Annotated in this window: 8 protein-coding genes; 3 read left to right on the top strand and 5 right to left on the bottom strand. The window is 73.9% G+C overall.

Annotated elements, in window-relative coordinates; genetic code table 11:
- Nucleotides 1–18: 18 nt before the first annotated feature.
- The gene (locus ABD295_RS19795; RefSeq protein ID WP_344305569.1) at nt 19–159 is read right to left on the bottom strand and encodes a hypothetical protein; all 141 of its coding nucleotides are present in this window, start codon (nt 157–159) and stop codon (nt 19–21) included.
- Between the two features lie 248 nt (nt 160–407).
- On the opposite strand from ABD295_RS19795, the gene ABD295_RS19790 reads away from it, so the two are divergent.
- Nucleotides 408–896, top strand: a complete 489-nt coding sequence (locus ABD295_RS19790) for a hypothetical protein (RefSeq protein WP_344305568.1) — start codon at nt 408–410, stop codon at nt 894–896.
- Here the strand turns inward: ABD295_RS19790 and ABD295_RS19785 are convergent.
- The 3 genes from ABD295_RS19785 to ABD295_RS19775 form a co-directional block, all read right to left on the bottom strand.
- Complete coding sequence (locus tag ABD295_RS19785; protein ID WP_344305567.1) at nt 835–2256, bottom strand: FAD-binding oxidoreductase; 1422 nt, start codon at nt 2254–2256, stop codon at nt 835–837. The genes ABD295_RS19790 and ABD295_RS19785 overlap by 62 nt on opposite strands.
- Before the next feature lie 99 nt (nt 2257–2355).
- Nucleotides 2356–5712: an ATP-binding protein gene (locus ABD295_RS19780; protein ID WP_344305566.1), complete on the bottom strand. Its 3357-nt coding sequence runs from the start codon at nt 5710–5712 to the stop codon at nt 2356–2358.
- Between the two features lie 75 nt (nt 5713–5787).
- Nucleotides 5788–6531: a hemerythrin domain-containing protein gene (locus ABD295_RS19775; RefSeq protein ID WP_344305565.1), complete on the bottom strand. Its 744-nt coding sequence runs from the start codon at nt 6529–6531 to the stop codon at nt 5788–5790.
- Nucleotides 6532–6682: 151 nt separating this feature from the next.
- On the opposite strand from ABD295_RS19775, the gene ABD295_RS19770 reads away from it, so the two are divergent.
- Nucleotides 6683–8836, top strand: a complete 2154-nt coding sequence (locus ABD295_RS19770) for an MMPL family transporter (RefSeq protein ID WP_344305564.1) — start codon at nt 6683–6685, stop codon at nt 8834–8836.
- 132 nt (nt 8837–8968) lie between these two features.
- Nucleotides 8969–12313 carry an ATP-binding protein gene (locus ABD295_RS19765; protein WP_344305563.1) on the top strand — a complete coding sequence of 1115 codons (3345 nt, stop codon included), beginning with the start codon at nt 8969–8971 and terminating at the stop codon, nt 12311–12313.
- A gap of 101 nt (nt 12314–12414) precedes the next feature.
- On the opposite strand, the gene pgm is transcribed toward ABD295_RS19765, so the two are convergent.
- Nucleotides 12415–14067, bottom strand: a complete 1653-nt coding sequence (gene pgm, locus ABD295_RS19760) for a phosphoglucomutase (alpha-D-glucose-1,6-bisphosphate-dependent) (protein ID WP_344305562.1) — start codon at nt 14065–14067, stop codon at nt 12415–12417.
- Nucleotides 14068–14197: the final 130 nt, after the last annotated feature.

The following is a 14197-nucleotide window of genomic DNA, read 5'->3' as shown; positions in this document are numbered from 1 at the left end:
GGGCGCTCGCTGCGCGCCTCACCCGAGGGGCCTCCAACCTGCAGCGAGGGCCGCCGAGTAGCGGTCACGCACGGGGATCGAGGGGTGGTGGAACTCCCGGTGGCGGGGGTTGCGGGGGCCGGACGGCTTGGTGTTGCCGGGCTGGTTCTTGCGGAACATGGCTGTTCTTTCCTCTCTGTGTGGGAGACCGTTTCGTGGTCTGGTCCGATCAGACACCTGGTGGCTTGCGGATCACTTGCGTTTCGCTTGCACCCGCTTGACCCCGTCGTGCTCTGCGGCTTCCGATGGCTGAACTCTTCCGGCTGTGCGCTCGCAGCGGATCGGCCTGGCGGACGATTCCGGCGTACGTCTGGCGGCTGACCTCGCCTTCCAAGTCGCACTCAAGCGGGAAGGGGTGTGCTGGCCGCATGACCACGACCTCCGCACCCGTCGCCACCCGTCGTACGCCCCCGCTCGCCCTGGCCCTGTCGGGCCTGCTGCTCACCGACCTGGCGGGTGGGCTCATCGCCGTCGCCTCCGGCGTCAACGACTGGTCGTCCGCCTGGGGCGGCTCGGCGCTCCTCGCGGCGCCCCTGCCGATGATCGCCGGCCAGGTCGTGCTGACCTGGCTGGCGCTGCGGCTGCGCTCCCGGTGGGCGGCGCTGCCCGCGGCGCTGCTGGCGCTGGCCTGCCTGGTGAGCGTGGCCTCCGGGTTCTTCGACGGTGGGCTGGGCAACGACGCCCTCGCGCCCGCGCACGCCGCCTTCCAGGCGTTCCTGCTCGCGGTCACCGGCGTCGTCGGGGTGCTGGCCGCGGCCCGGGTGCGCGCCGTCACCCGCAAACCTGCCGCCCGCCTCACCTGCCCAGCACCGGCTTGTTGCTCCGGATCACGCCGTCGGGGTCGCGGTCGATCTTGAGGGCGCGCAGCCGCGCGAGGCGGTCGGCGTCGTAGCCGCCCGCGTCCGACTGGGCCGCGCCGGCGAAGTTGGGCATCCGGTAGCCCGAGGCCACGCCGCCGAGGGCCGCGTCGAGCGCGGCGAAGGCGTGCGGGATCACCGCGGCGAGCTCGGGGACGGCGGGCACGCCGACGGACATCAGCTGGAACGGCTCGCTGACAGGTCTTACGGCGCCGCCGGCCGGGTTGTCGTCTGCGAACGCGCCGCCGAGCCCGCGCACCTGCGTCATCATCAGCGGGGTCGCGCCGGGAGTCCCGACGACGGCCAACAGCGCGTCGATGGCGGCGTCGTCGAAGCCGGTCAGCAGCATCGAGTGCTCCATCGACGGCATCGGGTCGACCGGCTCCTGCGCGACGTCGCCGACCTCGCTGGGCTGGATCGGGCGCATCGAGTCCATGACGACCGGTGCCGCGTCCCGCAGCGACCAGAGCAGGGCGTCGAAGAGCTGCTTCGAGCCGAGGTACGTCGCGGCGACGGTCACGAACGACTGCCCGCGGATCGGCTCGGGGAGCTCGGGCATCGGCGGGAAGTGCATGACGTGCGCCCACAGCGTGAGCTCGCGCGGGGCGACGAGAGCGAGGTCGCGGAAGGCGCGCAGCACGGCCGGCGCGTGCTCGACCGGCCAGAAGAGCTGGCCGCCGTGCATCTCGGGCGCCGGGAAGAGTGCCAGCTCGACCCGCACGACGATCGCGAAGTCGCCACCGCCGCCGCGCAGGGCCCAGAAGAGGTCGGGGTCCGACGCCCGGGTGACGTGCTCGAGCTCGCCGCAGGCGGTCACGACGTCGAAGGCGACGACGCTGTTGGCGGTGAAGCCGTGCGCGCGGGTGAACCAGCTGACGCCGCCGCCCAGGGCGAGACCGACCACGGTCACGTCGGGGTTGCTGCCGACCAGGGCCATCAGCCCGGTGCCGTCCAGCGCCGCGCACAGCTCGCCCCACTTCACGCCGGCGCCGACGGTCGCGGTGCCACGGGCCCTGTCGATCTCGATGCCGCCGAGGGCGCGGGTGCGCAGCAGCAGCGTGTCGTCGACGGTCGTCCGGGCGGCGTGCCCGCCCGGCTGCGCGCTGACGGCGAGGCCGCGGTCCCGTGCGAAGCCGACGGCCTCGACGACGTCCCCGACGTGCGCCACCTCGAGGATGGCGGCCGGCCGCTGGTCGACGTTGACGATCCAGCCGAGCCGGGCGTCGGCGTACTCCGGGTCCTCGCGGGTGACGAGCCGTCCGGAGACGTTGTCGCGCAGTGTCGCCCAGTCGGTCCACGTGGTGTCGGTCGAGGTGGTGTCGGTCGAGGTGGTGTCGGTCGAGGTGGTGAGGGTGGTCATGGGGGTGCTCCTGAGTGAGGGCCGGTCCGCTCGACCGGCGATGGAGCAACAGTCGATCCCGTCGCTTGACGTCGACTTGCGATCGACTTGCGGACCGCCTCAGGGGGACGGCAGCGCCGCCAGCCGCTCGCGCGCGGCGCGCGTCCAGCGCGTGCTGCCCGACGCGGTGTTGGCTGCCACCGCCTCCTCCAGCAACCTGCGGGCGTCGTCGGGACGACCGAGCGCGGCCAGGCCCACGCCCACGAAGTACGCCGCCGAACCGAGCGACACGACGCTGCCGTAGGTCGCCACCTTGTCCGCCCACGGCACCACCAGCTCGACGGCCTCCTCGAGGTCGGGGTGACCTGCCATCGCGAGCACCTCGATCGACCGGCAGGCGGCCGCCAGTCCCGCGTAGTCGGCGCCCAGACCCGGTGGCCGGTCGAGGACGCGCACCGCGGTGCCCGGGTCGCCGGACGCGGCCACGGCCTGCGCGACCATCGCCCGGAACGGCGGGAACGGGTGCCCCGTCGCCGCGGCGACCACGTCGGCCGGCACCGGTGCCCCAGGCGGTTGGCAGGCGATCGTGTAGAGCCCGCTCAGCTCGACCAGGCCGACCATCGTCGTACGCCGGTGCAGGGCGAGGTTGTCGCGGCCGATCCGCTCCGCGGCCGGGTCCTCGGTCTCCACGGCGCGCAGCCAGCGCCACCACCCGAGCGGGACGTCCGACCCGCTGTAGCGCAGGCGGGCGGCGATCGCATGGGCGACGGCGATCACCTCGTCGGACTCCGCCGAGCGGCCCAGGTGGTGCAGGCCGGCGGCGAGCTGGAAGCGGGCCGCGATCTCCTCCTCGGGAGTTCCCGCGACGTCGAGGGACTCGCGCGCGACCTCGACCCGGCGCTCGGCGTTGCCGGGCGACCACAGCGTGATGACCCGGGCGCTGAGGCACTGCCGGAGCACCGAGGGGTCGCCGTGCGCCCGCGCCAGCCGGAGGGACTCGTCGCTCGCTTCGTCACCGCCCCGCTCGTCGAGGCCGACGTAGAGCTCGACGCCGAGGACGGCGAGCAGCTTGGCCTTCATGCCGGCGTCGTCGACGTGCGCCGCACAGCGCTTCAGGACGTCGATCGTGCGCTCGTCCACGTCGCCCATCTCGCGCCAGTGCCACACCCCCGAGGAGCTGAAGCTGGTGGCGGCCTCGGCCAGGCGTGCCCAGTCGCCCCGCGCGTCGGCGAGGTCGATGGCGGCGTCGATGGCGGCGTCGATGGCGGCGCGCATGCCGATCATGTCGCCCATCCGCTGACGTGCCCTGGCCAGCGCGAGCAACAGCTCGTGCCGTCGGACGGGGTCCGGCGTGGCGATGCCTCGCTCGACCTCGACGGCGCGCTGCCACAGCGCCGCCGCCTCCTCGAAGGCGCCGCGACGCTCCGCGGCCACGGCGGCGTTCCGGACGTGGTCGACGGCTGCCTCCGCGATCTCGGGGAGGTACGCCGCCGCGACGGCGTGGTGGTGGGCGACGTCGCCGACCAGCTCGGGGTCGGACCCCAGCCGTTCGGCCAGCGCCCGGCCGACCGCCGCGTGCCAGTGGGCGCGCCGGCCCGCCGGGAGGTCGGCGTACACGGTCTCGCGGGTCAGCGCGTGCACGAAGCGGTAGTTGCCGCCCGGCCCCTCCACTTCCTCGACGACGCCGGCCGTGACGGCGTGGTCGAGGTCGTCGAGCACGGCGGGTCCGAGGGCGGCCGACAGCAACCGGGCGTCGAACGCGCGGCCGACGACGGACGCGACGGCCAGCGCGGTGCGGGTCGACTCGGGCAGCTGCAGCACACGCAGGCGCAGCACGTCGGCGATGCCGTCGGGGACGTCGAGCCGCTCGGCCGCCTGCGCGGTCGGCTCGCCGGTGGCGACGAGCAGCCGGGCCAGCTCGAGCACGAAGAAGGGGTTGCCGTCGGTACGCCGGGTGAGCACCTCGACCAGCGCCGGGTCCGGGTCCGGCACGACGTCGGACACCAGCTCCGCGACCGCCGTAGCGTCGAGGGGAGGGACGGGCACGCGCCGTGCGGTGAGCCGCGCGAGCCCGGCCAGCGCGTGCGCGAGGTGGGGGTGGCGCCGCGGGTCCACCGTGCGCACGGTGGCCACCAGGAGCACCGGAAGGTCGCGCAGCTCCTCGGCGACGTAGGCCAGCAGCCGCAGCGACGTCTGGTCCGCCCAGTGCAGGTCCTCGACGACGAGGACGAGCGGTCCGCCGCTCTGCCCCACGAGCCGTGCGACGGCGGCGAAGGTGCGCAACGTGGCGGCCGCGGCGGCGCCGGCGTCGGTGTCGCCGGGGTCTGATCCCCGGCCCTCGAGGAGGTCGGTCACCTCCTTCGGCACCTGGACCCCGTCGGGCGGGGCCTCGGCGAGGTCTCGGAGGATCGGCAGCCACGGCCAGTACGGCGGTGCCAGGTCGGCCTCGTGGCAGCGGCCGACGCTCACGCGCAGGTCCCGCTCGCGCGCCTGGTGGACGACCTCGGTGGCGAGCATGGACTTGCCGATGCCGGCGTCGCCGCTGATGAGCACGACGCCGCCGCGCCCGCTGCCCTCGAGCTCGCCGAGCCCGCCGTGCAAGGCGGTGAGGGCCGCTGCGCGCCCCACCACGCCGGAGACCCGGCTGCGGGTCGAGTCGCTGTCGGACCTCGACTGGTCGCTCTCGGTGGTCGAGCTCAGTCGCGACGTCGCTGCGCGACCAGCGGGCGCGCGGACCGGGGCGTCGAGCGTGGGGTCCTGGGCGAGCATCCGCTCCTCGAGCGACCGGACCGACGCCGACGGGTCGACGCCGAGCTCGTCGACGAGACCGGCCCGGAGCAGCCGCAGCTTCTCCAGCGCCTCCGCCTGCCGGTCGCTGCGATAGAGCGCGAGGGCCAGCAGCGACCACATCCGCTCGCGGAAGGGGTGCTCGGCTACCAGCCGGGAGAGAGTCTGGTGCGCGTCGCCGGGGCGGCCGAGGTCGAGCAGCGCCTGGGCGCGCGCCTCGACGAGGGAGAGGCGCACCTCGTCGAGGCGGGTGGCCTCCACGGCCAGGGTCGGCGCCGCGCCGAGGCCGACGTAGGGCTCCCCTCGCCACAGCGCCAGTGCCTGGTCCGCGGTGGCGAGTGCCTCAACGGGATCGAGTCCGGCGATCCGCTGCGCGGCCGCGGTCAGCGCATCCGCGTCGACCTCCGCGCCGACCAGGGTGTAGCCGGCGGCGTCGCGGCGTACCTCGGCGTCCTCGCCCAGCGACCGACGGATCCTGGAGACCGCGACCTGCACCGCGCTGGTGGCGCCGGCCGGCGGGTCGTCCCCCCACAGCTCGTCGACGAGACGCTCGTCGCCCACGTGGCGGCCCGGCGCGGTGGCCAGCAGGGCGAGCAGCAGGCGCTCCCGCCGGCCGCCCACGGACCGCTCCTCGGCCCGGTCGGGGCCGACGCGCACGCGCAGCGGCCCCAGCACGTCGATGGTGATCACGCGGCGTCCCTGCTGGTCTGCATGGCGTAGCGGGGCCCCCTTCCCGGCGGGAAGTGTACGGGTGCAGGGCCGCGCTCAGGCGTACTTGAAGGTACGCCGCTCGCGGCGCTCCCAGCGCCGTCCGACGAGCCGGTGCACGACGACGTACGCCGGGCCGGCCTTCGCCATCATCCGGCGGGCAGCGTCGTCGGGGAGTCCGTGCAGTCCCCAGCCGACCAGGAACGGGACGAACCGCTTCGGGAACGTCGAGAGCGCCACCCTCTCGGACTCCTCCCACACCTCGGTGGGCAGCATCCGCTGCATCAGGGGGATGGCCTCGGTCTCCTCGTGGCGCAGGTGGTCGAGCAGGGCGACGCGCGTGCGGGTGACGGCGGCGTCGAGGTCGTCGCGGTGGGCCGGGCACGGGTGCGCGACCATCGCGGTCAGCCCGGCTTCACAGTCCGCCAGGGCGGGGTCGATCTCGTGGTGCTCGGCCTCCATCGCGGTCAGCGTCTCGACCGCGCTCTGCAGGCCGACCTGCCGGGTGCGGCGCAGCATCTCCGGCCAGTAGTACTCGTCCTCGAGCTCGTGATGGTGGTGGAGCACGGCGGCGAAGCCGTCCCACCTCTTCCGAAGGAGCTCCCAGACCTCGGCGTCGTCCACCGGCGTGTTGCGCACGGCCGCCTCGAAGGCGGCCAGGTCGCGCCGGAAGCCGTGGTGGACGACGTACATGCCGGTCATGTCGTGCGGCCCCGGTGCCGCGTGGGTCTGGCCGGGCAGGAGGAGCGGGCGGTCGGCGCGCTGGCGGGTGGTGGGCCGGGTGTGCGGAGTGGTGGTCATGCCGACAACGGTGCGGGTCGCGCTGAAGGCCGACTTGAGAGTGACTTGAGTCGCCTTGTCAGTCGGTCTCAAGTGACTCACAAGCGCCACGCGGGACGGTCTCCCCATCAACCCGATCCCACCGCGGATCCCTCAACCAGGAGACCCTGCAATGAACCGCATGCTCGACCGGCTCGGCCGGTTCGCCGCCACGCACCCGTGGCGCACGTTCGCCGTCTGGCTGGTCGTCGCCGTCGCCGTGTTCGGCGTCGCCGGCGCCGTCGGCGGTCCGACCCAGGAAGACTGGGACGTCCCGGCCGCTCCCGCCCAGGCAGGCGTCGACCTGCTGCGCGAGCACCTGCCGGAGTCCGGCAACACCTCGGCCCAGGTCGTCGTCCACGACGACAGCCCGCTGTCCGAGGCGGACCTCACCGCTCTCACCGACCGGCTCGCCGGTCTCGAGCACGTCATCGGCGTGACGCCGCCGCGGATGTCCGCCGACGGCGACACCGCGCTGCTGACCGTGCAGTACGACTTGCCCGTCACCCACAACGACGTGTACGGCGACGCCGAGCCGCTCGAGCAGGCGGTCGAGCCGACGCAGGAGGCCGGCATCCAGGTCGTCCTCGGCGGCGAGCTGCCGAGCACTGCCGGCAGCGCCATGAAGGGCACCGGCGAGATCATCGGCGTCATCGCGGCGCTGGTCATCCTGCTGCTGATGTTCCGCTCGGTCGTGGCGGCGGGTCTGCCCGTCGTGGTGGCCGTCACCGGCCTCGCGGTCGGCACCGCCGGCATCACGATCCTCTGCGGCTTCATGTCGGTGAGCCCGTTCGCGCCGACGGTGGCCACGATGGTCGGCCTCGGTGTCGGCATCGACTACGCACTGCTGATGCTCACCCGGGCTCTGGAGTACCGCCGGGCCGGCTTCGGCGTCGTCGCGGCCGCGGCCGCCGCCAACCGCACCGCGGGACGCTCGGTCGTGCTCGCGGGCACCACCGTGCTGGTCTCGCTCCTCGGCCTGCGGCTGTCGGGCTTGGCGACCTTCGCGGCGTTCGGCTTCGCGACCGCGATCACCGTCGTCACCGTGATGGTGACCTCGCTGATGCTGGTGCCGGCCGTCTTCGCCCTGACGAACCGTTGGATCGAGCCGCGCGCGGCTCGGCGGGCGCGCAAGGGCAAGAAGGTACGTGCGTCGGCACTGGCCAGGGCCGACCGTCCGGTCGGGACCCGGGCCGAGGGATGGGCGCGCCGCGTCGCCGGCCGACCCTGGCCGTGGCTGCTCGGGACCGCTGCGGTGATGCTGATGCTGGCCGCGCCGGTGCTCGACATGCGCACCTGGCCGGGCAGCGGAGGTGACGAGGTGGCCAGCAGCCCGCTGCGCCAGTCCTTCGACATCGTGTCCGAGGAGTTCGGTCCCGGTGCCAACACCCCGTACCTGTTCGTCGCCGACCGCTCGGTCGTCGACGACGGCCAGATCGACGCGATGGTCTCGTCGCTCTCGCAGCGTTCCGACCTGGTCAACGTGATGCCGGCGCAGGTCTCGCCGGACGGCGCGATCGCGCTCGTGACGGCCGAGTCCGTGCTGCGGGACAACGACGAGGGCACGCCCGCCCAGATCGCCGACCTCCGGGACGACCTGCCCGACGGGGTCGAGCTCGCCGGGTCGTCGGTGATGTTCAGCGACATCGTCGACATCCTCGACACCCGCATCTGGCTGGTGATCGGGTTCGTCGTCGGGATCTCGGTGCTGCTGCTGATGGTGATGTTCCGCTCGGTGCTGATCCCGGTGAAGGCCGCGGTCATGAACCTGCTGAGCGTGACGGCGTCGTACGGCGTCCTGACCGCTGTCTTCCAGTGGGGCTGGGGCCAGGGGCTGCTCGGCCTGGACCACGCGGTGCCCGTGTCGAGCTGGCTGCCGATCCTGATGTTCGCGATCCTCTTCGGTCTGTCGATGGACTACGAGGTGTTCCTGCTCTCGCGGGTCCGTGAGGACTACGAGCGCACCGGTGACGCGCACGGCAGCGTGGCCCGAGGCCTGGCCTCGACCAGCCGGGTGATCACCACGGCCGCGGCCATCATGGTGCTGGTCTTCCTCGGCTTCGCCACCGAGGAGGGCGTGGTCATCAAGATGATCGGCTTCGGCATGGCCGTCGCGATCTTCCTGGACGCGACGCTGGTCCGGATGGTGCTGGTGCCGGCGACCATGAGCCTCCTCGGCGAGCGCAACTGGTGGTTGCCGGCCTGGCTCGACCGGCTCCTGCCGAACGTGCAGGTCGAGGCGCCGGAGCTGGACGCCCCGGTCAGGGAGCCCGCGCTGGTCGGCTGACGCGCCGACGGTCGAGCGCAGTCGAGACCAGTCCTCCGATGTCGGATGGCTGGTCTCGACTTTCCGCGCTTCGGTGATCGAGTGCAGTGGAGATCTCACTGCTCGACCGCCGCCGCCGCTTATCCTGCGACCGTGCGGGTGAACGTCCTGGGGGCGATCGAGGTCTGGCGAGGCCCTGCCCACGAGGGCGAGCCCGTCAACCTCGGCGCCCCCAAGCCGCGCTCGCTGGTGACCGCCCTGGCCCTGTCGGGCGGGCGTGCGGTCTCGCCCGACACGCTGGCCGACCTCGTCTGGGCAGGGGAGCCGCCTGACGGTGTGGCGGGCACCCTCCAGGCCTACGTGTCGGGCCTGCGTCGCGCGCTCGAGCCCGAGCGGCCGCCGCGCACGCCACCCACGGTGCTGGTCTCGGTCCCGCCCGGCTACGCGCTCCGGCTCGAGCCCGACGCCGTCGACGCCACGAGGTTCGCCGCCCTGGTCAACGGCGTACGCCGTCGGCTCGGCCGCCGCGACCACGCGTGGGACCGTCCGGCCCTCGGGCCGGACGAGGTCGCCGCGGCCCTGGCGGAGCTGGACGAGGCGCTCGGACTCTGGCGCGGCGACCCCTACCTCGAGCTGGGCGACGCACCGACGGCCGTCGCCGAGCGGGCCAGGTTGACCGAGCTCCGGGTCGTCGCGCTCGAGGACCGCGCCGCGCTCCGGCTCACGACCGGCGACCACGCCGGGGTCGCCGCCGAGCTCGAGGCGCTGGCCCCGGCGTACCCCGTCCGTGAGCAGCTCTGGGGCCTGCGCGCCGTCGCGCTCGCCAGGAGCGGGCGCCAGGCGGAGGCGCTGGACGTGCTCGCCGAGCTCCGCCGGGTGCTCGACGAGGAGCTCGGTCTCGAGCCCAGCAGGCCGCTGCAGGCCCTGCAGACGGCGCTGCTGCGCCAGGATCCCGACGTCCTCGGGGCTCCCGACCTCGACCTCCCGGCGGAGCCGGTGACCGCACCGCCTGCCCCCGCGACGAAGCCGGTGAGCGCGGCCCCGGTCGGATGGCCGCTCGTCGGGCGCGACGCGCAGCTCGCCAGCCTCGTCGGTCGCCTGGACGAGGCCCTGGCCGGCACGCCGGCCTTCGCGGCCGTCACGGGGGACCCCGGCATCGGCAAGACCCGGCTCTGCGCGGAGCTCCTCGCCGTCGCCCGGGCCCGCGGCGTCCGCGTCGTCGTCGGCAGGTGTTCCCAGGACGACGGTGCGCCGCCGCTGTGGCCCTGGCAGCAGGTGCTGACGACGCTGGGCGCGGACCTCGACCTCGGCGGGGCCGCCGACGAGGGCGCGGAGTTCCGGTCGCGGGAGGCCGTCGTACGCCGCGTGCACGAGGCGGCCCGCACCGAGCCGCTCGTGGTGGTGCTCGACGACCTGCACTGGGCGGACACGGCCAGCCTGCGGGTGCTGCGGCTCCTCCTCGAGACGGTGCACGACGGGCCGCTGCTCCTGGTCGCGACGTGGCGGGCGCATCCCGAGCCGACCGGCGCCCTGGCCGACGTGGCCGAGTCGATGGCGCGCCGGCACGCCGCGCGCCTCGCGCTCACCGGGCTGGGGAGCACCGACGTGGCGCGGATCGTGCTGGCCGTGGCCGACGTCGAGGCGAGCGGCCGCCAAGCGGGCGAGCTGGCCGAGCGGACCGACGGCAACCCGTTCTACCTCGTGGAGTACGCCCGCCTGGCCCGGGAGACCGGCGACCTGGCCGGCCTCCTGGGCGGCGCCGACCCGCCCACGGCCGTCGGCGACGTGCTGACCCGGCGGCTGGACCGCCTGCCCGAGCCCACGGCGCGGCTGCTGACCTGGGCCGCCGTGGCCGGGCGCGAGTTCGAGCTCGCCGTCGTCGCGGAGGCGTCGGGCACCTCCGAGGACGAGGTGCTCGACGCGTTGGACGCGGCGGTCGCCGCCGGCCTGGTCCGCGAGGAGCGCGAGGGTGGCTTCGTCTTCACGCACGCCCTGGTGCGGGACACGGCGTACGCCGCACTGGGCCCGACCCGCCTCGCGCGAGCCCATGCCGCCGTCGCGGCCGCGCTCGAGCGTCGCGTCGGCCGGGTGACGGAGGCGGCGCGGCACTGGCTCGCGGCGGGGAGCTCGCACGCCGACCGGGCCTGGCGGGCCGCCGAGGTGGCCGCCGAGCAGGCGCGCGAGGTGCATGCCCACGAGCAGGCCGTCGACCTGCTGGTGGCCGCGCTCGAGCGGCTCGAGGGTGACCCGACGGCCACCGACGAGGACCGCTATCGGCTTCTGATGACGCTGGCCGACGAGTACCGCTGGGTCGGTTCGTGGGTGCCGATGGCCGGCGTGGTGGAGCAGGCCATCGAGGTCGCCGGTCGCCTCGACGACGTGCACCTGCTCGCGGAGGCCTCCGCCCACCTCGCGGTCGGCGCCCTGTGGCAGACGGCCGCCTACGCGGAGCAGAACGAACGCGTGGTCGCGGCGCTCGAGGAGTCGCTGCGCCGGCTGCCGCCCGACGACGGGGAGCTCCGCTGCCGGGTGCTGATGGCCATGGGGTCCGAGCTCTACTACGTCACGCCGCTCGACCGGCGCGTCGAGATCGCCGAGGAGGCGCTCGCCATGGCCCGCCGGCTGGGCTCCGACCAGCTCGTGATGGAGGCGTGCGAGGTCGCGTTCGTGGCGCAGTGGTCGGCGAGCACGCGCCGGCGGCGGCTCGAGCTCGCCGTCGAGGCCGTCGCCCTGGCTCGCCGTCTCGGTGCCGAGCGGAGCCTGGCCACCGCGACCGCCATGCGCGCCAACGTCGAGGCCGAGCTGGGCCGGCTGGACGAGATGACCGCCTCCGTCCAGGAGGTGCGCGAGCAGGCCGGACGGTTCCAGCTGCACTTCCCCCTGCTCTTCGTCGAGGCGCTGCTGGTGTCGTGGGCGGCGATGCAGGACCGGTTCGACGACGCGGAGCGCTCACTCGCCCAGGTCGGCGCCCTGGTGTCGCGCTTCGAGATCCACAACGCCGACTACGGCTACGCCGGCGCCCTGGTGTCGGTGCGGGTCTGGCAGGAGCGCTGGGACGACGTGCTGCCGCTGTTCGCGATGTTCTCCGGCAACCCCCTCCCTATCGCCTCGACCTACATCGCGTGCCTGTTCCGGGCCGGGCGGGTGGAGCAGGCGCGAGCCGAGGCCGAGCGGCTGCCCATCGACCTGTCCCGGGACGACTGGTACTCCCCGGCCAACTGGGCCTTCTCCGCGGAGGCGGCCCTCGGCCTGGGAGACGCCGGGCTGGCCCGTGCGGCCTACGCCCTCCTGGCTCCGCACGCCGGCACCGCCGTCACGGCAGGTTCCGGGCTGGCGCTCGGCCCGGCCGACGCGTTCCTGGCGCTCGGTGCGGCCGCGGGCGGCGATCGTGAGACCGCCGCCCGGCACGCCGACGCCGCCGAGGCGCTGATGGTCGACTGGCGGATCCCGGTGTGCGCGGCGTGGTTCGGGCGCCTACGCCGCCGGCACGACTTCTGAGCGGGCCTGGCGTGCGACGACCCGAGCAGCCCTGACGAGTTACCTGACCACTATCAGCACGATTCCTCGGGCCCAGATCGTGCTCTTCGTGGTCAGTTATCTCAGCCCAGCGCGGCGGAGACCACCTCGCGTGCCTCGGCCTGCACCTCGGCGAGGTGGTCGGGACCGCGGAAGGACTCGGCGTAGATCTTGTAGACGTCCTCCGTGCCCGAGGGCCGCGCCGCGAACCACGCGTTCTCGGTGACCACCTTCAGGCCACCGATCTTGGCGCCGTTGCCGGGAGCCTCGGTGAGCTTGGCGGTGATCTCCTCGCCGGCGAGCGACGTCGCGGAGACGTCGTCGGGGGAGAGGGCGGCGAGCTTGGCCTTCTCCTCGCGGGTGGCGGGCGCGTCGACGCGGGCGTACGCCGGATCGCCGTGCTGCTCGACGAGCCGGGCGTAGAGCTCGCTGGGGGTGTTGCCCGTGACGGCGAGGATCTCCGAGGCCAGCAGGCAGAGCAGCAGCCCGTCCTTGTCGGTGGTCCACGTCGACCCGTCGCGACGCAGGAACGACGCGCCGGCCGACTCCTCGCCGCCGAAGCCGAACGACCCGTCGATCAGCCCGGGCACGAACCACTTGAAGCCGACCGGCACCTCCACCATCGGCTTGTCGAGCGAGGCGGCGACCCGGTCGATCATCGACGACGACACCAGGGTCTTGCCGATCCGCGCCGTCTCGGGCCAGTCGGGACGGTTGCCGCCGAAGAGGTAGCCGATCGCGACGGCCAGGAAGTGGTTGGGGTTCATCAGCCCGGCGTCCGGCGTGACGATGCCGTGCCGGTCTGCGTCGGCGTCGTTGCCGGTGGCGATCTGGTAGTCGTCCTTGCGGTGGATCAGCGACGCCATCGCGCTCGGCGACGAGCAGTCCATCCGGATCTTCTCGTCCCAGTCGAGTGTCATGAACCTCCACGTGGGATCCACCAGAGGGTTCACCACGGTGAGGTCGAGGCCCAGACGCTCGGCGATCGCTCCCCAGTACGCCACCGACGCTCCACCCAGCGGGTCCGCCCCGATCCGGATCCCGGCCGCGCGGATCGCGTCGATGTCGACCACCGACGGCAGGTCGTCGACGTAGGTGCCCATGAAGTCGTACGCCGTGCACGCGGCCCGCGCCCGGGCGAAGGGCGTCCGCTTCACGTCGGCGAGCCCACCGCGGATCAGCTCGTTGGCACGCTTCGCGATCACCGACGTCGCGTCGGTGTCGGCAGGTCCGCCGTGCGGCGGGTTGTACTTGAAGCCGCCGTCTGCCGGTGGGTTGTGCGAGGGGGTGACCACGATGCCGTCGGCGGGTCTCGACTGGGCTCGACCACCGGGGCGACCGCCACCGTTGGCCCGGATGATCGCGTGGGACACCGCCGGCGTCGGCGTGTAGCCGTCGGCGGCGTCGACCAGCACGGTCACGTCGTTGGCGACCAGCACCTCGATCGCGGTCGACCAGGCCGGCTCGGAGAGCCCATGGGTGTCGCGGCCGAGGAACAGCGGGCCGTCGTACCCCTGCTCCTTGCGGTAGTCGCAGATCGCCTGTGTCGTCGCCAGGATGTGTGTCTCGTTGAAGGCCGTCCTGAGGGACGACCCGCGGTGCCCGCTGGTGCCGAAGGCGACTTGCTGGTCGAGGTCGTCAGGGTCGGGGACGCCGGTGTAGTACGCCGTGACGAGGTGGGCCACGTCGACGAGGTCGGAGGGCTGGGCGAGGGTTCCGGCGCGTGACTCGGGCATGGCTCCTTTGTACCGCTAATGGCGGTGCGCGGGCTCCGGGTCGTCCACTCCGGCACGCCCGCGGATCGTTCGCCCTCGGAGTGGTCGTCGTCCATCATCGTGCGCTCGTCGAACGACCCGGCCGGGGCGG

This window comes from Nocardioides bigeumensis (assembly GCF_039531755.1).
Classification (GTDB): Bacteria; Actinomycetota; Actinomycetes; order Propionibacteriales; family Nocardioidaceae; genus Nocardioides; species Nocardioides bigeumensis.
Note: the sequence above shows the minus strand (reverse complement) of the source record. Positions and strands in the feature narration are given on the sequence as shown.